This window comes from Micromonospora palythoicola (assembly GCF_036689795.1).
GTDB classification, from domain to species: domain Bacteria; phylum Actinomycetota; class Actinomycetes; order Mycobacteriales; family Micromonosporaceae; genus Micromonospora; species Micromonospora palythoicola.
This window is the reverse complement of record NZ_JBAGKI010000025.1, coordinates 30,539-54,079: the sequence shown is the minus strand read 5'-3', so window position 1 is coordinate 54,079 and position 23,541 is coordinate 30,539. Positions and strand designations below refer to the sequence as shown.

Genomic DNA, 23,541 nt, shown 5'->3' with positions numbered 1-23,541 from the left:
GCGGAGTCGATCACCGGAAGGGGCGATCCCCGGTGTCAGAGCGCGGGCAGGCGCGGCTCCACCCAACCGGTCTCGGTCAGGTGGTGCAGGACCCGCTGCACCGCCTCGTCGACGGTCAGATCGGTGGTATCCAGCACCAGATCCGCGTCGGTCGGCTCCTCGTACGGGTCGTCGATGCCGGTCATCCCGGTGAGCAGTCCCGCCCTGGCCCGGGCGTACAGGCCCTTGCGGTCGCGCTTCTCGCAGACCTCCAGTGGCGTGGCGACGTGCACCAGCACGAACCCGGCGCCCGCCGCCATCGCCATCTCCCGGGCGGTCGCCCGGGCCTGGGCGTACGGGGCGATCGGGCAGCAGATGCCGATCCCGTGGTGCCGGGCGATCTCGGCGGCGACCCACCCGATCCGTCGCACGTTCGTGTCCCGGTCGGCCCGGCTGAAGCCCAGCCCGGCGGTCAGCTCGCGACGAACCACGTCGCCGTCGAGCAGCGTGACCGTACGCTCGCCCTCCTCGCGCAGCGCGTCGGCGAGCCCCCGGGCGACCGTCGACTTGCCGGAACCGGAGAGCCCGGTCAGGAACACCACCAGGCCACGGTGCCGCCGGGGCGGCCGGGCCCGACTCAACTCCTTGGCCACCGCCGGAGGGGTGTGCCACTCGGGCAGCGGGAAACCCCGGTCCAGCAGGTCCTCGATCTCCGCCTGGCTGAGCGCCAGTCGCCGGTTGCGCGGCGGGATGTCGTCGCGCCAGCGCCACTGGCCGTCCCGGTTGTCGTAGGCCAGCTCACGGGGGACCAGCACCCGCAGCCCGGCCCCGGAGAGCATCTCGCCGGTGGAGAGCAGGTGGGTGACGCCGTACGCGGCGGAGACCCGGGCCAGCAGCAGGGCGTCACTGATCTCGTCGCGTCGCCGGGAGAACGGCACGGCGACCAGGGTCGCCGGAGGCATCCGGTCCCGGGCGGCGAACACGCTGCGCACCAGCGCCTCCGGCGGCAGTCCGCCGGTGCCGTCCTCGCCCACCGGAATCATGATCAACAGGTGGGCGCTCAGGGTGCGTACCGCGTGCGCGATCTGGGCCAGTTGCGGCCGGTGCAACGGGCGGTCGGCGACCACCCCGAGCACCCGACCCGGCGGCAGCAACGCGCGGATCTCCTCGGGCGTACGCCGCAACCGCTGGAACGGGCCGTGAGCGCCGTCGCCCAGCCGGCGCACGGTGCCGCCGACCCCGGCCACCGCGTCGCGGATCGGCCAGACGTCGGCCACCTCCAGGGCCGCCATCGGTGCGCCCTCGCTGTCGGTGAGCACCAGGGCCCGACGGGCCGGGTCGGTGAGGTCGAGCTGCTGCGCCAGCGTCGCGGGCACCTGCAGGGTGACGGCGACCGGCCACGGGGTGCCGTCGACCAACCGGCCCCGGCGGCTGACCGAGACCAGATCGGCCCGGGTCATGAAGCCGGTCAGCGGCGCGTACGCACCGATCAGCAGCAGCTCGAGATCCGCGAGCTCACCGGGACGCGGCGTGTACGTCGGTGCCTCCCGCAGCACCTCGTCGGGCAGCACCCACCCGTTGCTCATCAGACCCCCAACTCCGGCGACCGGCACACAGTTTCGCAGCCGGCCGCCGATCGGTCGAGAGCGCCACCACGTCCGCCGGGCCACCCGTGCCGACGGGTGCCCGTCGTCCCGCGATCGACTGCTCACCGCAGCCGGCAACCGGGCTGGCGGTGCCCGGTCGCCGGCCGCTCCGTGCGACGTCGTACCCGCGCGACCTCAGCCCAGGGTGGCCGCCCCGAACGAGACCGAGAAACGCTTGCACCAGATGGAGACGCTCGTCAGGTCGGTCAGCTTGACGTCGTCCGGGATCGCGTAACCCTGGTCGCCGCGGTTGCCCTTGAGCCGCCCCAACTCGACCCAGCGGCCGTCGTCGAACACGTGCCACCCGTCCCGGCCCTCGATCACCGGCTGGTCGGTCAACCAGACCCGCAGGTCCGGGCCGTTGGAGGTGTTCAGACCGACCAACTCCAGCCGGTGCCGCCCGTCGGCGGTGCGCACGATGCGCGCGCTGCCGGAGGTGTCGTGCTCGTGACTGATGAAATCACCGGAGCTGACCAGCGTCGCCGCCCCGGCGTCGGGGGAGGCGGGCGCGGCGGAACCGGTAGGCGCGGGGGAACTCGCCGGGGTGGCTACCGTCGTCAGTCGCTCGGACACCTCGGCGTCGGTCAGCAGCTTCCAGGGCTGGAACCAGTACAGGCCGAAGGCCGAACCGGCGGCCAGAACGGTGAGCGCGATCCACGTCAACGGGGTACGGAACAGGCGACTGAGCATGTTCCCAGTCTTTCGCGGCTGGTCGCGGCGTGTCAGCCGGCAAACCTTACGAACTGCGAACCGATCGCCCGGTACCGCGGGAGAGACGGCGGCGAACGGCCCGCTTCAGCCGCTGCCACGGGCCGGTCCTGACCGGCGGGGGAGCCGGGCGGGGCGGCGGCTGCCGCGTGTCGAGCACCACCGGTCGGGCACCGTCGGCGGCACACGACACGGCCAGCGGCAACGTCGCGTCGACCTCGCACCCGGAACCGGTGAGCCGCGCCTTGAGGATCCAGTCGCCCTGGGTGCGGCCGCCGTCGAGGGTACGGAAGTCGATGCTCGCCCGCCCCCGCCACATCAGGCGTAGCCCGCCCCAGCGATGCGGTACGCGATCCACGTCGAAACTCACCGGCAGGTAGAACTCGTCGCCGTCGACGACCCGTCGGGCGACCACGTCGAGCCGGGGTCGGCGCAGCTCGTCGGTGGCCGCCAGCAGCTCGTCCGAGCAGTCGAGCAGGTCCGCGGGCACCTCCTCGACCGGCAGGTCCAGCAGCTCCCGACCGTCCGGGGTGCGGTCGTACGAGACGGGTCGGTCGCCGCTGCGGAGCCGACCGGAGACGGTGACGTCGAGCGTGTGTCCCGTCAGCTCGTACGTCTTGAGTCGGACCTTCGCCTCGACGCCGGTCTCCCACTCGGCGATGTGGAACAGATCCTCGACCCGGCCCCGTTCGACCAGGCCGGCGATGGTTCGCTCCAACGCCGGCAGCCCGGCGGCCACCCCCGGCGCGAAGCGTTCCCGGATGGTCCGCCGCGCCTCCGCCGCCACCTGGTCGACCCAGTCACGGGGCGCGTTGCGCAGCCGGCTGCCACGCAGCCGGCGGAGCATCTCGATCCGCAGCCAGCGCTGGTGCAGCCGGTCACGCAGCGGACCCGGCTCGGTGTGTGCCTCGACGATGTCGAGGACCTCGCGCAGGCTCCGGAAGTAATCCTCCGGTTCCATCCGGACGGCGGTGAGGTTGTCGCCGCCCGGCCGCCGGGAGTGGTGGTAGCAGGTGTAGTCGGCCAGCACGCAGGTGCGACGGGAGAGCAGGTAGGCCCGGGTGACCAGGTGATGATCCTCCAGCCGTTTCCGGCCCTCCTCCGGGAACCGCAGCTCGTGCTGGGACAGGAACGCCCGGCGGAACATCTTGTGACAGGTCAGGCTCGCCATCAGCGGCGCGTCGACAAGCCTGGCATCGGGCCGGTTGACCCGGAACAGTTCCCGCGGCACCGAACGACCGTGGCCGGCGATCCTGCCGATGGCGATGTCCGCCCCGTTCTCCGCCGCGTACCCGGACAACCGGGCCAGGGCCTCGTCGGCGAGCCAGTCGTCATCGTCGACGAACTGGACGTACTCACCCTTGGCGCGCGCCACACCCAGGTTGCGGGGGCGTGAGGGCCAGCCGGAGTGCTCGGCGTGCAGCACGTGGAAGTGCGGGTGGGCGGCGGCCAGCGCGTCCAGTCGAGCCGGGGTGGCGTCGGTGGAACCGTCGTCGACGAAGATCACTTCGAACTCGCTCGTCGGCAGTGACTGACGCAGCAACGACGCGACGAGCCGGTCCAGACATTCGCCCGGGTTGTACGTCGGCACCACCACGCTCACCCTGAGCACCCCAGCGGTCATGGTCCTCCCGTCACCCGGTATGGCCGCCGCGCCGGGCGGACGGCGGGGGTCCATTGTGTAACAGACCACCCGTCGCGGCGGGACAGGATGTCCGCCGATCATGTCGAGCCCGGCACGTGACGTGGTCGATCTCCCTAGGGGTGGCAGTGGGCCGGTATCAGGGGAAACGGGGGTTGCTTCCGGAGCGCGGCGCATTGTCCGACACCTCTAGGCTGGCGACGTGACACTGATCGCAACCGAGTCGTTGACGAAGGTCTACGGCGGCGGGGTCACCGCACTGTCCGATCTGACGGTCGCGGTGGAACCAGGGATCGTCGGTCTGGTCGGCGCCAACGGCGCCGGCAAGTCGACCCTGATCAAGCTGCTGCTCGGCCTGCTCACTCCCACCCGCGGCCGGATCCAGGTGCTGGGCCTGGACCCGACCGCCGACACGGCGGCGGTGCGGGCCCGGGTCGGCTACATGCCCGAGCACGACTGCCTGCCGCCCGATCTCTCCGCCGCCGAACTGGTCACCCACCTGGGGCGGATCAGCGGGCTACCGCGCACCGTCGCCCGGGAACGGGCCTCCGAGGCGCTGCGCCACGTGGGTCTGCACGAGGAGCGCCACCGGCCGGTGGGCGGCTACTCCACCGGCATGAAGCAGCGGGTCAAGCTGGCTCAGGCGCTGGTGCACGATCCCGACCTGCTGCTGCTGGACGAGCCCACCAACGGCCTCGACCCGGCCGGGCGGGACGCGATGCTCGCGCTGGTACAGCGGATCGGCACCGAGTTCGGCATCTCCGTACTTGTCTGCTCGCACCTGCTCGGCGAGGTCGAGCGGATCTGCGACACCCTGGTCGCCATCGAGGGCGGGCGGCTGCTGCGGGCCGACCACATCGCCGCCATGACCTCGGCCACCGACGTGCTCGCGGTCGAGGTCAGCGAGGGCACCGAGGCGCTGGCCACCCGGCTGGCCGCGCTCGACCTGCCGGTCGGCCGGGAAGGCAGGCTGCTGCTGGTGCCGCTGGCCGACCAGGGCACCTACGACCTGATCCTCGGTGCGGTGGCCGAGCTGGACCTGCCGTTGCACCGGCTGGACCAGCGCCGGCACCGGGTGGCCGAACTCTTCGCCCGGAGGGAGAACAGCCATGTCTGAGCCGACCGGGGTCATCCACGACATCGGCTACCAGCGCTACACCGGTCCCCGGCTCGGTCGCCGTCACGTCTTCGGGGCGCTGTACCTGCACGGGGTGCGGACCGCCTTCGGGCTGGGTCGCAGCGCCAAGGCCAAGATCTTCCCCTGGCTGGTGGTCGGCATCGTGCTGCTGGTGGCCGCCGCGGTGACCGCGATCCGCAGCCAGATCGGCGAAGTGATCATGACGTACGCCCAGTTCGCCGACGCGATGAGCTGGCTCGTCATCTTCTTCGTCGCGGTGGCCGCGCCCGAACTGGTCTCCCGGGACATGCGTAGCGGGGTGCTGCCGCTGTACTTCTCCCGGCCCCTGCCGCACGCCGACTACCCGCTGGCCAAGCTGCTCGCGCTCGCCACCGCACTGTTCCTGCTGCTCGGCGCGCCGCAACTGCTGATGTTCCTCGGCGGTGCCTTCACCGCCGACGGCATGGGCGCGGTCTGGGACGAACTGCTGGACCTGCTGCCCGGGCTGCTCTACGCCGGGCTGTGGGCGGTGGTCTTCTCCTCGGTCGGTCTGCTGATCGCCTCGCTGACCGGCAAGCGGGCCTTCGCCGCCGGCGGGATCGTGGCCGTGTTCCTGATGACCACGCCGATCGTCGGCATCCTGACGGTCCTGCCCTCGCAGACGGCGAACCAGCTCGCCGGCATCGCCTCGCCGCCCACCCTGGTGCAGGGCGTCGGCCTCTGGACGATGCGCGACCTGCTGGTCACCGAGGCCAACACCGCCGACCTCGACCTCGGACCGTTCGGCCCGGTGTACGCGCTGGCCGCCGTCGCGCTCGTGGCGGGCTGCGTCGCCCTGCTGCTGGCCCGCTACAAGAAGGTGGCCGCACGATGACCATGACGAACACCGCCGCACCGGCGGCCACCACCAGCAGCACCCTCGACCTGGCCGGCGTATCCCGCTGGTACGGCAACGTGGTCGCGGTGAACAACGTGAGCATGAGCCTCGGGCCCGGGGTGACCGGGCTGCTCGGCCCCAACGGGGCGGGCAAGACCACCCTGCTGCACATGATGGCCGGCTTCCTCACCCCGTCCCGGGGCGCGGTGACCCTGGACGGGCGGCCCACCTGGCGCAACCCGGAGGTCTACCGGCGACTCGGTCTGGTCAGCGAGCGGGAGGCGGTGCACAGCTTCCTCACCGCGTACGAGTTCGTGCTGGCCACCGCGAAGCTGCACAAGCTGCCGGATCCGCAGGCTGCGGCCCGCCGCGCCATCGACCTGGTGGAGATGGCCGACGCCCAGGACCGCCGCATCGGCACCTACTCCAAGGGCATGCGGCAGCGCACCCGGGTGGCGGCGGCGCTGGTGCACGACCCGCAGGTGCTGCTGCTGGACGAGCCGTTCAACGGCATGGACCCGCGCCAGCGGTTGCACATGATGGAACTGCTGCACTCCCTCGGCGACGCGGGTCGGACGATCCTGTTCAGCTCACACATCCTGGAGGAGGTCGAGCAGGTCTCCGGCACGGTCCAGGTGATGGTCGCCGGCCGGCTCGCCGCCTCCGGCGACTTCCGGACCATCCGGCGGCTGATGACCAACCGGCCGCACGTCTTCGCCATCCGGTCCACCGACGACCGGGCGCTGGCCGTCGCGTTGATGGCCGAGACGTCGGTGAGCGGGGTCGAGTTGGGGCGCGACGGCCTGACCGTACGCGCCGGTGACTACGGCGCCTTCACCCGGATGCTGCCGAAGGTCGCGTTGACCCGGGGCATCCGGGTCCAGCAACTGGTACCCGAGGACGAGTCCCTGGAGAGCGTCTTCTCCTACCTGGTGGAGGCCTGATGTCCACTGTCTCCTGGATCACCGTGCGCGGCCTGTTCGGGCGTCGTCGGTTCCTGCTGCTGCTTCCGCTTCCGGTGCTCCTGGTGGGGCTCGCCGTGCTCTCCCGGGGGCTCGGGGTCGAACCCACGGACTGGGGTCCGCCGGTGCTGGTCGGCCTCGGGTTGGCCGTGGTGCTGCCGGTGGTCGCCCTGATCGTCGGCACCGGCGTGCTCGGCGCCGAGATCGACGACGGCACGGTGGTGCACGTGCTCACCACGCCACTGCCGCGCTCGCAGATCGTACTGCCGAAGCTGGCCGTCGCGGCCGGGGTCACCGCGGTCACCGTCGCGGTCCCGCTGTTCGCGGCGGGCCTGCTGGCCGATTCGGTACGCCTCGGCGTGGCGCTCGCCGCCGCCGCGTCGGTCGGTGCGCTGGCCTACACGGCGCTGTTCGTGGCGGCCAGCCTGCTCACCCGGCGACCGGTGCTGCTCGGTCTGGTCTACGTGCTGATCTGGGAGGGGCTGCTCAGCAACGTGGTCACCGGCACCCGGGTGCTGTCGATCCAGCACTACGTGATCGCCCTGGCCGACCGGCTCGCCCCGACCGACCTGCTCGCCACCACGGTCTCCGTGCCGGTGGCGGCGGTGATGACCGTACTCATCATCGTCGCCGCCACCTTCCTCTCCATCGACCGCCTACGCTCCTTCTCGGTAGCCGGCGAAACCAGCTGACCCACTTTCGGGGCGGGCGCGGGGAGGCAGCACTTTCGGAGGAAGTGCTGCCTCCCGCGCCGTCGGGGCAGCACCTTCCCCGATGTTGCTCGGGTGCCAGCGGCGTGCGGGTCAGGGCGGGGTCAGAAGGCGCAGGCGATGACCAGTTCGGGGGTGCGGTCCGGGAGCAGGTCGAGCTTGCCGATCCGGCCGGCGGCGCGCAGGTCGTCGATGACCAGCGTGAGCTGGTCGAGCAGGGCGGCCGGGCCGAGCGCCTCGGCCAGCGGCACCTCCGCCTTCATCGACAACTTCCGTTCCGACTTGGCCCGGCGGACCTGCCCCAGCGCGTCGGCGGCGAGCCGGAGCAGGTGCGGGTCACCGTCACCCTGGATCGCCCGGCCCACCTCGTACGTGGTCGGCCACGGCGCGCGGTGCACCGAACCGTACCGCCACCACGACCAGACCTCCTCGGTCGCGTACGGCAGCACCGGCGCGAACAGCCGCAACTGCACCGACAGCGCGGTGGCCAGCGCCGCCCGGGCCGAGTCCGCCCCGGCCCCGCTGCCGTAGGCGCGTTCCTTCACCAACTCGATGTAGTCGTCGCAGAACCGCCAGAAGAACGACTCGGTGGCCTGGAGCGCGGCCGTGTGGTCGTACCCCTCGAACGCCGTCGTCGCGGTCGCCACCACCTCGGACAGTTCGGCGAGCATGGCCCGGTCGAGTGGTTCGGTCGCCGGGGCGCGCAGCGCGTCGGCCGCGCCCAGGCCGAGCGCGAACTTCGACGCGTTGAGCAGCTTGGTGGCCAACCGCCGGCCGATCCGGATCTGGGCCGGGTCGTAGGCCAGGTCGGTGCCGGGCTTACCACTGGCCGACCAGTACCGCACCGCGTCCGAGCCGTGCTGTTCCAGCAGCGCCATCGGGGTGACCACGTTCCCCTTGGACTTCGACATCTTCTTGCGGTCCGGGTCGAGGATCCAGCCGGACAACTCCGCCGTCCGCCAGGGCAGCTCGCCGTGCTCCAGATGCGACCGGACCACGGTGGCGAACAGCCAGGTGCGGATGATGTCGTGCCCCTGCGGGCGCAGGTCCATCGGGAAGACCCGCCGGTACAGGTCCGGGTCCCGTTCCCAGCCGCCGACGATCTGCGGGGTCAGCGACGAGGTGGCCCAGGTGTCCAGCACGTCCGGGTCGCCGACGAAGCCGCCCGGCACCCCGCGCTGCGACTCGTCGTACCCGGGCGGGGTATCCTCGGACGGGTCGATCGGCAGCGCGGACTCCGCCGGCGTGAGAGGCTGTGTCCAGTCCGGTTCGCCAGCGTCGTCGAGCCGGTACCACACCGGCACCGGCACCCCGAAGTAGCGTTGCCGGCTTACCAGCCAGTCGCCGGTCAAGCCGCCCACCCAGTGCTCGTAGCGGTGCCGCATGTGCGCCGGCACCCAACGCAGCTCCCGGCCGCGGGCCAGCAGTTCCTCCCGCAGGTCGGTGTCGCGGCCGCCGTTGCGCAGGTACCACTGCCGGGTCGAGACGATCTCCAGTGGCCGGTCGCCCCGCTCGTAGAACTTCACCGGGTGACTGATCGGGCGCGGCTCGCCGACCAGGTCATCCGCCTCGGTCAGCTGCTCGACGATGGTCCGTCGGGCACCGTTGACCGGCTGCCCGGCCAGCGCCGCGTACGGCCGCGGGGGCACCCCGGCCGGTGGCTCCGGCGCCAGCCGGCCGTCCCGGCCGATCACCACCCGGGTGTCCAGGTCCAGGTCCCGCCACCAGGTCACGTCGGTCAGGTCGCCGAAGGTGCAGACCATCGCGATGCCGGTGCCCTTGGCCGGGTCCGCCAGCGGGTGCGCGCGCACCGGCACCTCCACCCCGAAAACCGGGGTACGCACGGTCGTGCCGACCAGGTCCGCGTACCGCTCGTCGTCGGGGTGGCAGACCAGCGCGACGCAGGCCGGCAACAGCTCCGGCCGGGTGGTGTCGATCAGCACCTCCCGCCCGCCGGGCGCGTGGAAGCGCAACCGGTGGTACGCGCCGGGGCGTTCCCGGTCCTCCAGTTCGGCCTGCGCCACGGCGGTGGCGAAACCGACGTCCCACAGCGTCGGCGCCTCGGCCTGGTAGGCCTCGCCCCGGGACAGGTTGCGCAGGAACGCCCGCTGGGAGGTGGCCCGGGCCACCGGTCCGATCGTGGTGTACATCAGCGACCAGTCCACCGACAGGCCGAGCCGCCGCCACAGCGCCTCGAAGACCTGCTCGTCGGCGACGGTCAGCCGCTCGCACAGCTCGATGAAGTTACGCCGGGAGATCGGGGTCGGGTTCTTCCGGGCGGCGTCGTCGACCGGCTCACTCGGCGGTGCCCAGTCCGGGTCGTACGGCAGCGACGGGTAACAGCGCACCCCGTACACGTTCTGCACCCGGCGTTCGGTGGGCAGCCCGTTGTCGTCCCAGCCGATCGGGTAGAAGACCGTCCGGCCGCGCATCCGTTGGAACCGGGCGATCAGGTCGGTGTGCGTGTACGAGAAGACGTGCCCCATGTGCAGCTCGCCCGATACGGTCGGCGGCGGGGTGTCGATCGCGTATACGTCCGACCGCTGCCTGGTGCGGTCGAACGCGTACGTGCCCTCCTCCTGCCAGCGGCGCGACCAGGTCTCCTCGAGCCCGTCCAGAGTCGGACGCTCGGGGACGCCGGTGCGGGCCGTCCTCGCCGTATCAGTCATTCGCCGATCGTAGGCACCGCGACCGTGGCGGGCACGCCATTACCTGATCACGAACGGGTCAGAGCAGTGAGTCACGCCACTGGCGGTGCAGGTCGGCGTACCGGCCCCCACCCGCGATCAGCTCGGCCGGCGGCCCGTCCTCGACGATCCGGCCCCGGTCGAGGACCAGCACCCGGTCGGCGGTCTCCACCGTGGAGAGCCGGTGCGCGATCACCAGCGCGGTCCGGTCCCGCAGGATGCTGCCGAGCGCGCGCTGCACCAGACGTTCGGTCGGCACGTCAAGCGACGAGGTGGCCTCGTCGAGGATCAACACCGCCGGGTCGGCCAGGAACGCCCGGGCGAAGGCGACCAACTGCCGCTGCCCGGCGGAGAGTCGGCCACCGCGCCGGTGCACCTCGGTGGCGTACCCGTCGGGCAGCGCCGAGATGAAGTCGTGCGCGCCGATCGCCCGGGCGGCGGCCTCGACGGCGTCGTCGTCGGCGTCCGGACGACCGAACCGGATGTTGTCCGCGATGGTGCCGTCGTACAGGTGGGTCTCCTGGGTGACCAGCACCATCGCCCGGCGCAGGTCCGCGTCGGCCACCTCACGCAGATCCACACCGCCGAGCGTGACGGTGCCGGTGTCCGGGTCGTGGAACCGGGCGAGCAGCTTGGCCACCGTGGACTTGCCGGCGCCGGTCGGCCCGATCAGGGCCACGGTCTGCCCGGCGGGGACGGTGAGGTCCAGCCCGGTGAGGATCGGCGACTCCGGGCGGTACCCGAACGACACCGCGTGGAAGCGGACCGCGCCACGGGTGGGGCCGTCGGGCAGCGGCACGGGTCGGGTCGGTTCGGCGACCGAGGGCCGCTCGTCGAGCACCCCGGCGAGCTTCTCCAGCGCCGCCGTCGCCGACTGCAGCGAGTTGTAGAACTGGCTCAGCTCCTGCATCGGCTCGAAGAACCGACGCAGGTAGAGCAGGAAGGCGGCGAGCACACCGACCCCGGTCTCGCCGCCCAGCACCCGGGCGCCGCCATAGCAGAGCACCACCGCGACGGTGACGTTGCCGATCAGCTTGATGCCCGGCGAGTAGGTCGCGATCAGGTGGAAGGCGTGCCGGCTGGATTGCCGGTAGTCGTCGCTCACCGCGTCGAAGATGTGCTGGTTGCGGGCCTGGCGGCGGTACGCCTGCACCGCCCGGATACCGCGCATCGACTCGACGAAGTGGACGATGACGAGGGCCATCGCCTCCCGGGTACGCCGGTACGCGGAGGCCGAGGCCCGAGCGAACCAGCGGGACAGCCAGAACAGCAGCGGGAACGCGAGCAGGGTCACCGACGCCAGGGGCAGGTCCAGCCAGAGCAGGATGCCGGCCACCGAGACGATCGTCAGGGCGGCCATCACCAGGCTCTCCACACCCCCGTCCACCAGCTCGGCTATCGAGTCGATGTCACTGGTCAGGCGCGAGATCATCCGCCCTGACGTGTACCGCTCGTGGAACGCCACCGGCAGGTGCAGGAAGTGCGCGTACACCCGGCGGCGCAGGTCGAGCAGGACGGCCTGGCCGATGCGGGCGGAGATGGCGAGGAAGCCGCGCCGGGCCGCGTACTCGATGCCGGCGGCGGCGGCGAACGAGACGGCCACGGTGATCAGCGGGCCGGGCTCGCCGGCCCGCAGCGGCTCGATCGCCCGGTCGATGCCGAGCATGACCAGGTACGGCCCGGACATGGCCGCCGCGTTCTGGGTCAACAGCAGTGCGACCGCCGTGCCCAGCCGGGCCCGGTGCGGGCGCAGCACGTCCGCCAGCAGTGCGCGGCTGCGGGCCCGCAGCCGCGCCACCGCCGCCGGGTCGGTGTCCTCGGCGAGGCTGCGGTCGGCGTGCGGATCCGGTGCCACCCCGCGCCAGTGGGCCGGGTCCGCCTCGGGCGGTGGCTCCGGCACGGCTGACGCGGCGGTCACGAGAGCACCAGGGGAGAGATGCCGGGTGCCGGATCGGCCGAGGTGGGTGTCCCGGTGATCGACGTCGCGGCCGGCTCGGCGGAGAGCAGCCCGCGGTAGGTGGGCACGCTGTCGAGCAGTTCGGTGTGGGTGCCGACGGCGGTGATCCGGCCGTGTTCCAGCAGTGCGACCCGGTCGGCCAGGGCGATGGTGGAGGGGCGGTGCACCACCAGCAGCGCGGTGGTGTCGCGCAGCACCCGCCTGAGCGCCGACTCCACCAGCGCCTCGGTGTGCACGTCGAGCGCGGAGAGCGGATCGTCGAGCACGAGCACAGCCGGTCGGATCAGCACCGCGCGGGCCAGGGCGAGTCGTTGCCGCTGGCCGCCGGAGAGCGACAGGCCCTGCTCTCCGAGCCGGGTACGCAGCCCCCACGGCAGGTCGTGGGCGAACTCGGCCTGAGCCAGTGCCAGGGCGGCCCGGACCTCGTCCTCGTCGGCGTCGGGTCGACCCAGGGTGAGGTTCTCCCACACCGACATGGAGAACAGTGTCGGCTCCTCGAAGGCGACCCCGACCAGGCCGCGCAGCGAGTCCAGCCGCAGTTCGCGCAGGTCGTGCCCGTCGAGGGTGATGCGGCCGGCGCTCACCTCGTGAAGCCGGGGCACCAGGGACAACAGGGTGCTCTTGCCGCTGCCGGTGGCACCGACCACGGCCATGGTCTCGCCGGGCTCGACGGTCAGGTCGAGGCCGCGCAGCACCGGGGCGGCGCTGCCCGGATAGCGGAAGGTCACTGCCTCGAAGCGGAGCCGGCCGCGGACCGTCGAGCGGGCCAGGGCGACGGCGATCGGGGGGTCGACGATGGCCGGCCGGGTGTCCAGCACCTCCTGGATCCGGTCGGCGGCGGTGGCCGCCTCCTGCCCGTTGGCGATGATCCAGCCCAGCGACTGCACCGGCCAGATCAGCATGAGCTGGAGGCTGACGAAGGCGACGAGCTGACCGATGGTGAGTCGTCCGCCGGCGACCGCCGCGGCACCGGCCACCAGGACCGTGCCCAGGGTCAGGTTCGGCACCAGGTCGAGCAGCGCGGAGGTGCGGGCGAGCAGCCGGCCCTTGCCGACCCCGGTGTCGTGCAACGCCTTGGTGCCGACGGCGAACCGCTCGGCCAGCTGCGGCCCGCGCCCGTACGCCTTCATCGTGCGCAGGCCCTGCGCGGTCTCCTCGACGAGCGTGGCCACGTCGCCCTGCTGGTCCTGCATCCGGCGGGAGGCGACGTGGTAGTGCCGGCCGAACCGGCGGGCGATCAGGAACAGCGGCACCGCGCTGGCCGCCACCAGCAGGCCCAGCGCGGGGTGCAACCGGATCAGGAGCACCACCACGACCAGGTAGGTGACCAGGTTGAGCACGAGGAAGAACAGGCCGAAGGAGAGGAACCGGCGCAGCACCGACAGGTCGCTGGTGATCCGGGAGAGCAACTGCCCGGACGGCCACCGGTCGTGGAAACTGGCCGACAGCCGTTGCAGGTGGGCGTAGACGTCGGTGCGGATGGCCGCCTCCATCGCCACCGAGGACGACGACTGCACCCACCGACGGATGAAGATCAGCAGGGCCTCCGCCAGGCCGAGCAGCAGGGCCAGCCCGGCCAGCAGGAACAGGCCGGTCAGGTCACGGCGGGCCACCGGCCCGTCGACCACCTTCTGCGCGACCAAAGGTACGGCGATCCCGGCGGCCGTGGCGGCCAGCCCGGCCAGCAGCAGCCAACCGAACTCGACCGCGTGCGGACGCAGGTAGCGGCGCAGCCGCCAGAGGTTGCGCAGGGGATGTCGACGGATCTCGCCCCGGTCGGCCGGGCCGCCGCCGCTCCCCGCAGCCACTACCCGACGGTAGCCGTATCTGGCAGCGACGCTCCTGTCGGCTTGTTGTCAGAGACGCCCAGTTCGCCGGTGCGTCAGTTCCGTTGGCACGTCACCCCTGTCGGGCCTGTCAGCTCGTCAGGGCCGTGACAATGCGTTGCTGCCGCCCTCGTCCACCAAGTGCCATCGGGCTCCTTTGCTCTGCTTCAACCCACGCAACGGTTACTCTCCGTGCTGTGTCGCGTGGCGGCGATCGGACCGCCGCTCTGCCGCGGCGCTGGTCGTCGACTATTGCGTGGGTTGAAGCAGAGCAAAGCGTGTGGAGGGGACACGGTGACCTGGCGGCGATCTCGTGGTGGCTATCACTCAGCGCGACAGTCACAGTGGGTGAGTGCTGGGCTTTCTGCGCGTTGGCAAGAGGCGTTGGCGGTGCCACGGCGAGGTCTGGGCGGCGTTCGAGTTCGGCGGAGTCGGGCTGGACGCCGCGTCAGCTGAGGCGTTCGTGGTCGAAGAGCCAGCGTTTCACCGGGAGCCCCCAGCGGTAGCCGCCGAGCGTGCCGTCGGTGCGCAGCACCCGGTGGCAGGGGACGAAGAGGGCGGCGGCGTTGCGGGCGCAGGCCGCGGCGGCGGCGCGTACCGCGGTGGGACGGCCGGCCAGGGCGGCGTACCCGGTGTAGGTGACCGGTGCGCCCGGTTTGACGTCGCGCAACACCTGCCAGGCGTGTGCCATGAACACCCCGCCGGTGTGCTGTTCGACCGGGATGTCGTCGATCGCGGCCAGGTCGCCGGCGAGGTAGTGGGCGACGGCCGCGCTGACCGGGCCGAGGTCCGGCCGATGTCGCGGCTCACCGCGCAGGCTCGGGTGTACCAGCGGCAGCAGGTTCGCCGGGTCCGCGGCGAAGCCCGACGCCCGCACCGCGCCGTCGGGACCGACGAGAATGGTGAACGGCCCGGCGGGGGTGTCGACGACGGTGCTGTCGATCATGTTGGTGGCACTGCTCATGTCGCTCTCCAGGGTTTCGTCGATGCTGCTCTGCACGATCGGGTCGAGGCGCGGCCGGTCGGCCGGGCTTACGCCGATCGCCAGAGGCGGATGACGGCGTACGACCGCCAGGGACGCCAGCGGCCGGCGTGCCCGTCGAGGGTTGCGGGACTGTCGGTGAGGCCGAGGGCGGCGGCCCCGCGACGTACCGCGAGGTCGGTGGGGAGGAACGTGTCTGGGTCGCCGAGCGCGCGCATGGCCAGGTAGCCGGCGGTCCAGGCGCCGACGCCCGGGATCGCGGTCAGCCGACGCACCGTCTCCTCCCGGTCGCCCCCCGGCTCCAGGTCAAGCTCACCGGCCGCAACCGCCCGCGCCACCGCCCGGATCGTCTCGCGCCGCCCGCCCGGCATCCGGAAGCCCGAATCCGGCACCCCCAGCACCTCCTCCGCGGTGGCGAACCCGCGCAGCGCCCCACTCTGCGCCCCATCCCGTTGACCAAGAGCATTGCGCCGGCCGGAAGCGCTCTCCGAGACCAGAACTTCTTGATCAACGGTGCCGGTGTGGTCGAGGAGGTGGGTGAGGGTGGTGCGGGCGGAGACCAGGGAGACCTGCTGGGTGGCGATGGCGCGAACGGCCATCTCGAAGCCGTCCGCCGCGCGGGGCACGCGTACCCCTGGCTCGGCCGCCACCGGCGCGGCCAGCGCGGGGTCGGCGGCGAGCGTCTGGTCGACGGCGACCGGATCCGCGTCCAGGTCGAACAGGCGCCGGCACCGGGCCACGGCGGGAGCCAGATCGCGCAGATCGGCCAGCCGTAGCGTCGCCGCCACGTGGTCGGTCGCCGGAATCAGGGTGGCTTCGCCGGGGCCGTGCGGCAACCGCAGCCCCCGCCGGTACGCCCCGTCGACCACCTCGTCGACCCCGGGCAGCGTGCGCCGGGCGAGAAAGTCCAGCAGCGCGACGGCGTGCAGCGGCGGCCGGTACGCCAGCCGTAGGGTGACCGTGCCCGCGCCGCCGACCGACGCGCCGTTTCCGGTGCGCAACTGCGACGGCGGTGTGCCGTACACCGCGCGTACGGTGTCGTTGAACTGCCGGACGCTGCCGAAGCCGGCGGCGAACGCGATCTCGGCCAGCCCCAGCCCGGTCGTCTCGATCAGGGTCCGGGCGGTCTGCGCGCGCTGCGCCCTGGCCAGTGCCAACGGCCCCGCGCCGAGTTCCGCCCGCAGCATCCGGTGCAGGTGCCGTTCGGTGTAGCCGAGCCGGGCGGCCAGCCCGGGTACCCCGTCACGGTCGACCACGCCGTCGGCGATCAGTCGCATCGCCCGACCCACCACGTCGGCCCGTACGTCCCACTGGGGTGAGCCGGGGGAGGCGTCCGGTCGGCAGCGACGGCAGGCGCGCAGCCCGGCCCGCTGGGCCGCCGCCGACGACGGGAAGAAGCGCACGTTACGCCGCTTCGGGGTCATCGCCGGACAGGACGGCCGGCAGTAGATCCCGGTCGAGGTCACGCCGGTGTAGAACCAACCGTCGAACCGCTGGTCACGGCTGTCGACGGCCCGGTAGCACCGCTCGAAGTCAAGTTCCACGTCACCGATGATGCGCCTGCCGACACCCACCCGGCTCGCGGAATTCGGACCACACCCTCCGTCGCTCGGCTGGGCGGGACGGGCAGGGGGAGGAGAACTGTCGGTTGTGGTGGGTAGCGTGCGGCCACCAACTTCAGAAGGGTGCGGCAATGGTGAGCGTGGCGGGTCGGGCGGCGTCGGGACACGAGCACCCGGCACCCGACCCGACAGTGGTCCAGCGCTTCTATCGGCGGATGCGCGCCGTGGCTCCGGCCGCGGTCGGTGCCATCGAGCGGGACCGCGCCGACGACCCCGGTCGCGCCTTCGGCGACACCGCCTGCGGCCGGCTGGTCGGCTCGCTCGAACCGGACGGGGTGCGCGCCCTCGGGATGTGGGTGCACCACTGGTGCATGCGCTTCTACGACGACGACACCCGTGCCGCACGGCGGCTGCTGCGGGAGATCGCGGCCCGGCCGACGCTGGGCTGGACGGCCGATGAGATCCACTGGATGCTGCGTGAGTCGTACGCGGCCAGCCCGGTGGCCGCCGACCGGTTCTCGCTGCCGCTCGCCGCAGCGGGCGAACTCGCGCCGCGGGTGTCGCCCTGGGCGGGTAACGGGCCACCGCGCCAGCCTGCACCGGCCGAGCGGGACTGACGCCGCCACCGGCTCCCGACGGGAACGGCAGCGCCGACCGCGGGGATGGGGTGCCCAGCCAGTTGACCGGCGCAGCGGTCTGTCCCGACCGGAAGCTGGACGATTACCTCTTCCAATAGTCGCCGATGCATCGCCTCGAATTGGTCCGGCTCCCGTTGTTCGAGGACGTACTTCTTGCCGGTGGGCCGCAAATCGTGATCGAGCACGAACAGATCGAAAGGTCGTACCAGTCGTCCGTCGTCGGCCCGCAACACGAACCAGGACGTGCCGGGGTAACTCATTTCGGTCTCGGTGAGCATGAGTCCCTCCTCGTCGATGCCGATCCGTGGAGTGGCCTACGCGGTGAACAGGACATGCAGCTTTTTGACCCGGTCGGCCAGGTCGACCCGGCTCTGTGGGGGAAGACCGTACAAATCATCGACCTTCAGCGTGGTGAGCCGGGCGACCAGCGTCGGGTCCGGCGCCTCGACGCCTTGCTTGCCGTCGAGGACGGTCGCGGTGAACGAGCAGCCGTTGTCGAAGGCGACACAGTGCCGAGGGGCGTGCGGGTGCGCCTTGAAGTTCGGTGAGTTCTCGTTGCCGCGATCGGAGTTCGCGATCAGCCGGTCGAAGAGAAGCACCTCGGGTGGGGCTGTCGCCAGGTGGGTCAACCCGTCGACCCAGAGCTGGATGGAGCCGGCCACCGGCTGCTGGCGGAGCACGGTCACCGGTACGCAGTCGAGGCCGATCGCGCGGTCCACCTGGTACGCGGCGATCTCCGCCCAGTGCAAACCGGTCCACTCGTCGTCCGACGCCGCCGGTTTGTGCACGCCGACGAGTCCGCAGGCGAGCGTCACCTTGGCGGCGTCCCGGACGGTGCCGTTCAGCGGCACGGACGTCGTCACCGGGTCGTCGGCCAGCAGGTCCGCCACCACCTGGGGTTCAATCAGGCCCTGCCACACCTTCAGTTGGGTGTTCGGCAACAGCGGCACCCGCAGCCGGTACCGGAGGCCCGGATCGCTGCCCTCCGTCACCCGGTAGCACTTCCCGTCACCCTGCTGGTAGCCGAGCGGGGCCTGCTCACCCTGCTCGTACGCGACGATCTCGTGTGTCGCGGTTTCCGTCACAATCTTCATCCGAGCTCCCGCCGGTCGCTTGTATTTGATGTCTAGCGGGCCCGGCGGTACGAAACAGGTAGTTGATCCGACAGGCTGGTTGTCCGCTCCCGGTCAGTTGCAGAAATGTCGAGGTGGGGCCCTCGGAGTCGAATTGACGGTCGTTCATGTGACTCTGACCGTCACTCTGGTGACTCGTTCTTCTACAGTTCAAAAACCCACGATTGTCGGACTTCCTCGGAGTCGATTCATGACCACAGCCTGGACGGTCGACGCGGTCGTCGCACACCTCACTCTCGATCAGGCCGGGCACGGCGAGATCGTCTTCACGGTTTCCAATCCCAGTGCGACGTCGGACACCGCAGTGCTGCGCCTCGCCCCCGACGACGGTGTGCCACCGTCGTGGTTCACCATCGACCGACCACAGCGCGCCGTCCCTGCCAACAGCACCGTCTCGTACCTGGTGACGGTGAACGTGCCGGCCGAGGTGCCGGCCGGCAGGTACGAGGTGCGTGCGCTGGTTTCCTCGGCCGGTTCGCCGCCGGAGGAGAGTTCCCGGTTCAGTGGCCGGGTGGTTGTCGAGGTGCGCCGGCCGGCCGAGCGGCCGCGCCGACGGCGGTGGCTTCTCGCCACGGTCGGAGCGGCGGTTCTCGCGGTCGCGTTGCTGGCCGTCGGAGTGTCCCTGTTTCGCCCGGGCCGCGTGCCCGCGGCCGCGCAGCCGGTCGGCCCGCCGGCTGCCTCGCCGGCAACCCCGTCGGTCAGCCCGTCCACCAGCGTCGTGGTGACTCTCAACATGGAGGCGTTGGTCCATGAGCCCGCGACGACGGTGACGGTCGGCGGGGCGCCGGCCCGCCCGGCATGTGACGGGCGGGCCTGCGAGCTGTGGGTCACCAACGACTGCTGCCACTACGGCTACACCGAAGGGTACGCACTGGGTTTCTTCGCCCGACCGTACGATTCATTCACCGTCACGGTCACCGTTCCCGAGGGCGGTGACTACGAGCTGTTCGACGTTCGCCTGCTCGGGCCGAATGCGGGGAGAACGACGTACCTCGTCGATGATCGACCGGTTGGCGAGTTCGCCGAGTCGGCAGCCCGGTACCGGCTGACCGGCTGGACGTCGCACGGCACGGTCCGGCTCACCGCCGGCGCCCACCGACTGACGCTGCGGCACCTGCCCCTTTCCGCCGGCGACGGGAGGCTGGCCACCACGGTGATAGATCAACTCCGGCTGGTCAGGACCGGCTCTTGACCGTGGCGCCCGCTGCGTCGGCCGCGCCGGGGCTGCCTGCCCAGGTTCGGCGGTGGAGCGCGTAAGCTGGCTCGTCGTGAGTCTCACCATCGGCATCGTCGGCCTGCCCAACGTCGGCAAGAGCACCCTGTTCAACGCGTTGACCAAGAACGACGTGCTCGCCGCGAACTACCCGTTCGCGACCATCGAGCCCAACGTCGGCGTGGTCGGGCTGCCGGACGAGCGGCTGCAGAAGCTCGCCGAGATCTTCAGCTCGCAGAAGGTGATCCCCGCCCCGGTGTCGTTCGTCGACATCGCCGGCCTGGTGCGCGGCGCCTCGAAGGGCCAGGGACGGGGCAACGCCTTCCTGGCCAACATCCGGGACGCCGCCGCGATCTGCCAGGTGGTGCGGGCCTTCTCCGACCCGAACGTGGTGCACGTCGACGGCAAGGTCTCACCGGCCGACGACATCGAGACGATCAACACCGAGCTGATCCTCGCCGACCTGCAGACGCTGGAGAAGGCGCTGCCCAGGCTGGAGAAGGAGGCCAAGCTCCGTAAGGACCGGGCGGCCGCGGTGGCCGCCGCGAAGGCCGCGGTCGAGGTGCTGGACAACGGCACCACCCTCTACGCCGGTGCGGCGGCGGCCAACATCGAGCTGGAGCACCTGCGTGAGCTGCACCTGCTCACCACCAAGCCGTTCCTCTACGTCTTCAACGTCGACGAGGCCGAGCTGAACAACGCCCAGTTCCTCGACGAACTCCGGGCGCTGGTGGCACCGGCCGAGGCGGTCTTCATGGATGCCAAGATCGAGTCCGAGTTGGTGGACCTGCCCGAGGAGGAGGCCCGGGAACTGCTGGAGTCGATCGGGCAGTCCGAGCCCGGGCTGGACCAGCTGGTTCGGGTGGGATTCCGCACGCTCGGCCTCCAGACGTACCTCACCGCCGGCCCCAAGGAGGCGCGGGCCTGGACCGTGCCGGTCGGCGCGACCGCCCCGGAGGCCGCCGGGGTGATCCACTCCGACTTCCAGCGTGGCTTCATCAAGGCCGAGGTGGTCTCCTACGCCGACCTGGTCGAGGCCGGTTCGATGACTGCGGCGAAGGCGGCGGGCAAGGTCCGCATCGAGGGCAAGGAGTACGTGATGCAGGACGGCGACGTGGTCGAGTTCCGCTTCAACGTCTGAGGCGGGCAGCGGGCGCCGCAGCGAGGCGGGACACTCGGCAGGTGCCGATGTTCACGCCGCAGGAGCCCTGGAAGACCAACCCCGCCCTGGCCCTGCTGCACCTGATCGTGTGGTACGCGGCCGCGGCCCACCCGAATAGACGGCTGGCGTTCTGCGCGGCGTAACCCGGCTCGGGTAGCGTGACGCGGTCATCGACGGAGATCCACGGGGGTTCCCTTGACCACGCCTCGTTCTGCCCTGTGCGCTGTCAGCGCCGCACTCCTCGCGGCCGGTCTCGCCGCCGCGCCCGCCGCTGCCGCTCCGGCCCGGCCGGCACCCGACTCGGCGAGGCTCGCGGCCGGCACCGAGCAGCACCCGCCGACCGACGGCCGCCGCGGCTACCTGGTTGGTCAGGGTGAGGACGTGCCCGCCCTGATCGGCGTCACCAACAAGGGGGACGCGCCGGTCGACGGTCTGGTCGTGCACATCCGGATCCTCAACGACCTGGACTTCACCAGGACGTACGAGAACTGCTGGTACGGCGTCGACAGCAACCAGGAGTCGGCCTGGTGCGAGTTCGACGTCGAGCTCGCCCCGGGCGCGAGCCTGGCGGCGCTGGGCGCCGGCATCGCCACCAAGCCGGACGCCCGCCCGGAGAACATCTCGTCGATCATCCACTTCTGGCGCAGCAAGGAGTACGTCGACCGGCTCGGCGGCATCCAGAAGCTGGCCGACGACTGGGCCGGGCAGGGCACCAGCGCGGTCCGGGGCACCGGTGGCCCGCTGACGCTGGCCGCCCCGACGGCACCGCTGGTGGGTCTGGAGCCGCCGAACCCGCTCGGCTTCGTCGGCGTCGTACTCAAGACCACCCCGACGCCGACCCCGACCGCCACGCCCACCGCGACCCCGACGGCCACGCCCACCGCTACGCCGACGGACGCCCCTCCGGCCAGCCCGGGCGCACCCGGCGACGATGACGGTCAGGGTGGCGGGTTGCCGGTTACCGGCACCCGGACCGGGACGGTGGCTGCGGTGGGTGGACTGCTGTTGCTCCTCGGCGGTGCCGCCTACCTGATCGCCCGTCGCCGCCGTACCCGCTTCGTGGCGTAGGCGCGCCGCCTCGACCGTCCGAGCGCGTCGGACGGTCGAGGCGCCGGCCCTGCTGTGTGGGAAGTGACGGACCGGCCGTCGCGGCGGTGTCAGCCGGCGCGCAGGGCGTCGTCGATGCCGGTCTCCCGGTCGCCGAGATGCACCGGGTCGCGGCGGGAGAGCACGTCCAGTGCGGCCTTGAGACCGGCACCGTACTCCCGGGCGGAGCTGATCCGCCAGGTGCGGTGGCTCAGCTCCCGGGCGGTCTCGTCGCCGACGCCGTTGGCGTCGATGCCGAGGTGCCGGCAGACCGTGACGGCGCGGGCCAGGTGGAACTGCTGGGTCACCACCGTCGCCCGCTCCACCCCGAAGATCCGCTTCGCCCGGGCGCACGAGTCGTACGTGTCGAAGCCGGCATGGTCGAGCACCACCTTGTCGGCCGGCACACCCTGCTCGACCAGCCAGCGCTGCATCGCCTCAGGCTCGTTGTACTCGTGGCGCATGTTGTCGCCGGAGACCAGGATCGCCCGGACCTTGCCGGTGACGTACAGCTCGCGAGCGATCTCCAGCCGGGCGGCGAGGAACGGTGCCGGTGTGCCGTCGGGCCGGACCCGGGTGCCCAGGACCAGGGCGACCGGGGCCTCGGGCACCGTCGCGACCGGGTGGGTGCGCCCCTGCGCGCCGGAGCGGATCCAACTCGCGCTCGCCCACACGCCGGCGGTCAGCAGCACCACACCGAACACTCCGGCCAGCACCGCCCGGCGTAGCCAACGCCCACGGCCTCGGTCCCGGATCTGTCGAAGTCTGGCCGTCAGTGACGCACGGATCGGCATGCGGCCAGTATCCCAGCCCGGCGCGAGCCGATCAGTGCGCGCTGTGGCGCGGGTACGACGGCCGGACCGCCGTACCCGCGCAGTGGATCACCCGAGCCGGTACACGGAGACGTGTGAGGTGCGGTCCGGGCCGAAGGGTGACCGGTCCCAGTCGGCGTACCGCGCGGCGAGCCGGAGACCGGCCTGCTCCGCCAGCTCGTCGATCTGCTCCGGCCACAGGTAACGCATCGCGAACGGGTGCAGGTGCACCCCGGCGGAGTGGAACGTGATGGTCTGCCGGAGGAACGTCTGCGCCTCCCGGTCGTACCGGTGCAGGCGGATGGTGGCCGAGTCCTCGGTCACCTCCCGTATCTGGACCTGCTCGTCCCGGTCGAAGTCCGCCGGGTCGGGCACGAACGTCTCGATGACGAACGCGCCGCCGGGAGCGAGCACGCGGGCCACGTTACGGAAGCAGTCCGCCTGCCGCTGGGCGCGTACCAGGTTGAACAGGGTGTTGAAGACCAGGAACACCATTGTGTATGGGCCGGTCACCGGCACATCCGCCATGTCGCCGATGGCCACCGGGATGTCGCCGCCACCGGGCTTGGCCCGAATCTTCGCGACCATCTCCGGTGACGCCTCGACCCCCTCCACTCTGATCCCGCGTTCGGCCAGCGGAAGGGCGACCCGTCCGGTGCCGATGGCCAGTTCCAGCGCGGGGCCGTCGCCGGCCAGCTCGGCGAGGAACTCCACCGCCGGTGCCGGGTCGGGTACGCCGCCCGGCAGGTCATAGGTGTCGGCCCAGAGCCGGCCGAAGTGTCCCGGATCGTCGAAGACCGACATCAGCGGCCTCCGTCGTTGCTACCGGCGCCGCACGGCGC

General features: G+C 71.7%; 20 protein-coding genes. 9 read left to right on the top strand and 11 right to left on the bottom strand.

Annotation, left to right across the window (positions count from 1 at the left end; all coding sequences use genetic code 11):
• Positions 1–35: 35 nt before the first annotated feature.
• The 3 genes from cysC to V5O40_RS13950 form a co-directional block, all read right to left on the bottom strand.
• On the bottom strand, positions 36–1,565 hold the full coding sequence (gene cysC / locus V5O40_RS13960; protein WP_332905820.1) for an adenylyl-sulfate kinase: 1,530 nt from the start codon (positions 1,563–1,565) through the stop codon (positions 36–38).
• Between the two features lie 195 nt (positions 1,566–1,760).
• The gene (locus tag V5O40_RS13955) at positions 1,761–2,315 is read right to left on the bottom strand and encodes a DM13 domain-containing protein (RefSeq protein WP_332905819.1); all 555 of its coding nucleotides are present in this window, start codon (positions 2,313–2,315) and stop codon (positions 1,761–1,763) included.
• Between the two features lie 46 nt (positions 2,316–2,361).
• Positions 2,362–3,957, bottom strand: coding sequence for a glycosyltransferase family 2 protein (locus tag V5O40_RS13950; protein ID WP_332905818.1), 1,596 nt, complete (start codon positions 3,955–3,957; stop codon positions 2,362–2,364).
• A 220-nt stretch (positions 3,958–4,177) separates the two neighbouring features.
• Between V5O40_RS13950 and V5O40_RS13945 the strand changes: the two genes are divergently transcribed.
• The 4 genes from V5O40_RS13945 to V5O40_RS13930 are packed head-to-tail and all read left to right on the top strand — an operon-like array spanning position 4,178 to position 7,623.
• Positions 4,178–5,092 carry an ABC transporter ATP-binding protein gene (locus V5O40_RS13945; RefSeq protein WP_281564658.1) on the top strand — a complete coding sequence of 305 codons (915 nt, stop codon included), beginning with the start codon at positions 4,178–4,180 and terminating at the stop codon, positions 5,090–5,092.
• Positions 5,085–5,966: an ABC transporter permease gene (locus V5O40_RS13940; protein WP_269738209.1), complete on the top strand. Its 882-nt coding sequence runs from the start codon at positions 5,085–5,087 to the stop codon at positions 5,964–5,966. The genes V5O40_RS13945 and V5O40_RS13940 overlap by 8 nt, the downstream gene beginning before the upstream one ends.
• A 2-nt stretch (positions 5,967–5,968) precedes the next feature.
• Positions 5,969–6,913 carry an ABC transporter ATP-binding protein gene (locus V5O40_RS13935; protein ID WP_408631874.1) on the top strand — a complete coding sequence of 315 codons (945 nt, stop codon included), beginning with the start codon at positions 5,969–5,971 and terminating at the stop codon, positions 6,911–6,913.
• Positions 6,913–7,623 (top strand): ABC transporter permease, encoded by a 711-nt coding sequence (locus V5O40_RS13930; RefSeq protein ID WP_332905816.1) that lies wholly within the window; start codon positions 6,913–6,915, stop codon positions 7,621–7,623. The genes V5O40_RS13935 and V5O40_RS13930 overlap by 1 nt, the downstream gene beginning before the upstream one ends.
• A 122-nt stretch (positions 7,624–7,745) precedes the next feature.
• Here the strand turns inward: V5O40_RS13930 and valS are convergent, their stop codons facing one another.
• The 5 genes from valS to V5O40_RS13905 form a co-directional block, all read right to left on the bottom strand.
• Complete coding sequence (valS, locus tag V5O40_RS13925; RefSeq protein ID WP_332905815.1) at positions 7,746–10,310, bottom strand: valine--tRNA ligase; 2,565 nt, start codon at positions 10,308–10,310, stop codon at positions 7,746–7,748.
• Between the two features lie 58 nt (positions 10,311–10,368).
• The gene (locus tag V5O40_RS13920; RefSeq protein WP_332905814.1) at positions 10,369–12,246 is read right to left on the bottom strand and encodes an ABC transporter ATP-binding protein; all 1,878 of its coding nucleotides are present in this window, start codon (positions 12,244–12,246) and stop codon (positions 10,369–10,371) included.
• Positions 12,243–14,093 carry an ABC transporter ATP-binding protein gene (locus tag V5O40_RS13915; protein ID WP_332905813.1) on the bottom strand — a complete coding sequence of 617 codons (1,851 nt, stop codon included), beginning with the start codon at positions 14,091–14,093 and terminating at the stop codon, positions 12,243–12,245. Before V5O40_RS13915 ends, V5O40_RS13920 begins: the two co-directional genes overlap by 4 nt.
• 466 nt (positions 14,094–14,559) lie before the next feature.
• The gene (locus V5O40_RS13910; RefSeq protein WP_332905812.1) at positions 14,560–15,075 is read right to left on the bottom strand and encodes a methylated-DNA--[protein]-cysteine S-methyltransferase; all 516 of its coding nucleotides are present in this window, start codon (positions 15,073–15,075) and stop codon (positions 14,560–14,562) included.
• Positions 15,076–15,143: 68 nt separating this feature from the next.
• Positions 15,144–16,637 (bottom strand): DNA-3-methyladenine glycosylase 2 family protein, encoded by a 1,494-nt coding sequence (locus V5O40_RS13905; protein ID WP_332905811.1) that lies wholly within the window; start codon positions 16,635–16,637, stop codon positions 15,144–15,146.
• A gap of 149 nt (positions 16,638–16,786) precedes the next feature.
• Here V5O40_RS13905 and V5O40_RS13900 point away from each other — a divergent pair, with 149 nt between their 5' ends.
• Complete coding sequence (locus tag V5O40_RS13900; RefSeq protein ID WP_332905810.1) at positions 16,787–17,272, top strand: hypothetical protein; 486 nt, start codon at positions 16,787–16,789, stop codon at positions 17,270–17,272.
• Positions 17,273–17,607: 335 nt separating this feature from the next.
• On the opposite strand, the gene V5O40_RS13895 is transcribed toward V5O40_RS13900, so the two are convergent.
• Entirely contained in the window at positions 17,608–18,387 is a 780-nt protein-coding gene (locus tag V5O40_RS13895; protein ID WP_332905809.1) for a hypothetical protein, read from the bottom strand.
• 229 nt (positions 18,388–18,616) lie between these two features.
• Between V5O40_RS13895 and V5O40_RS13890 the strand changes: the two genes are divergently transcribed.
• The 4 genes from V5O40_RS13890 (at position 18,617) to V5O40_RS13875 (ending at position 21,869) form a co-directional block, all read left to right on the top strand.
• Entirely contained in the window at positions 18,617–19,618 is a 1,002-nt protein-coding gene (locus tag V5O40_RS13890) for a hypothetical protein (RefSeq protein ID WP_332905808.1), read from the top strand.
• A gap of 76 nt (positions 19,619–19,694) precedes the next feature.
• Positions 19,695–20,780 (top strand): redox-regulated ATPase YchF, encoded by a 1,086-nt coding sequence (gene ychF / locus V5O40_RS13885; protein ID WP_332905807.1) that lies wholly within the window; start codon positions 19,695–19,697, stop codon positions 20,778–20,780.
• Positions 20,781–20,821: 41 nt separating this feature from the next.
• Positions 20,822–20,944 carry a hypothetical protein gene (locus tag V5O40_RS13880; protein ID WP_332905806.1) on the top strand — a complete coding sequence of 41 codons (123 nt, stop codon included), beginning with the start codon at positions 20,822–20,824 and terminating at the stop codon, positions 20,942–20,944.
• Positions 20,945–20,996: 52 nt separating this feature from the next.
• On the top strand, positions 20,997–21,869 hold the full coding sequence (locus tag V5O40_RS13875; protein WP_332905805.1) for an LPXTG cell wall anchor domain-containing protein: 873 nt from the start codon (positions 20,997–20,999) through the stop codon (positions 21,867–21,869).
• An 89-nt stretch (positions 21,870–21,958) separates the two neighbouring features.
• Here V5O40_RS13875 and V5O40_RS13870 read toward each other — a convergent pair whose 3' ends face one another.
• Positions 21,959–22,681, bottom strand: coding sequence for a SanA/YdcF family protein (locus tag V5O40_RS13870; RefSeq protein WP_332905804.1), 723 nt, complete (start codon positions 22,679–22,681; stop codon positions 21,959–21,961).
• Positions 22,682–22,768: 87 nt separating this feature from the next.
• A complete protein-coding gene (locus tag V5O40_RS13865) occupies positions 22,769–23,503 on the bottom strand; it encodes a class I SAM-dependent methyltransferase (protein WP_332905803.1) in 735 nt (244 codons plus the stop codon).
• Positions 23,504–23,541: the final 38 nt, after the last annotated feature.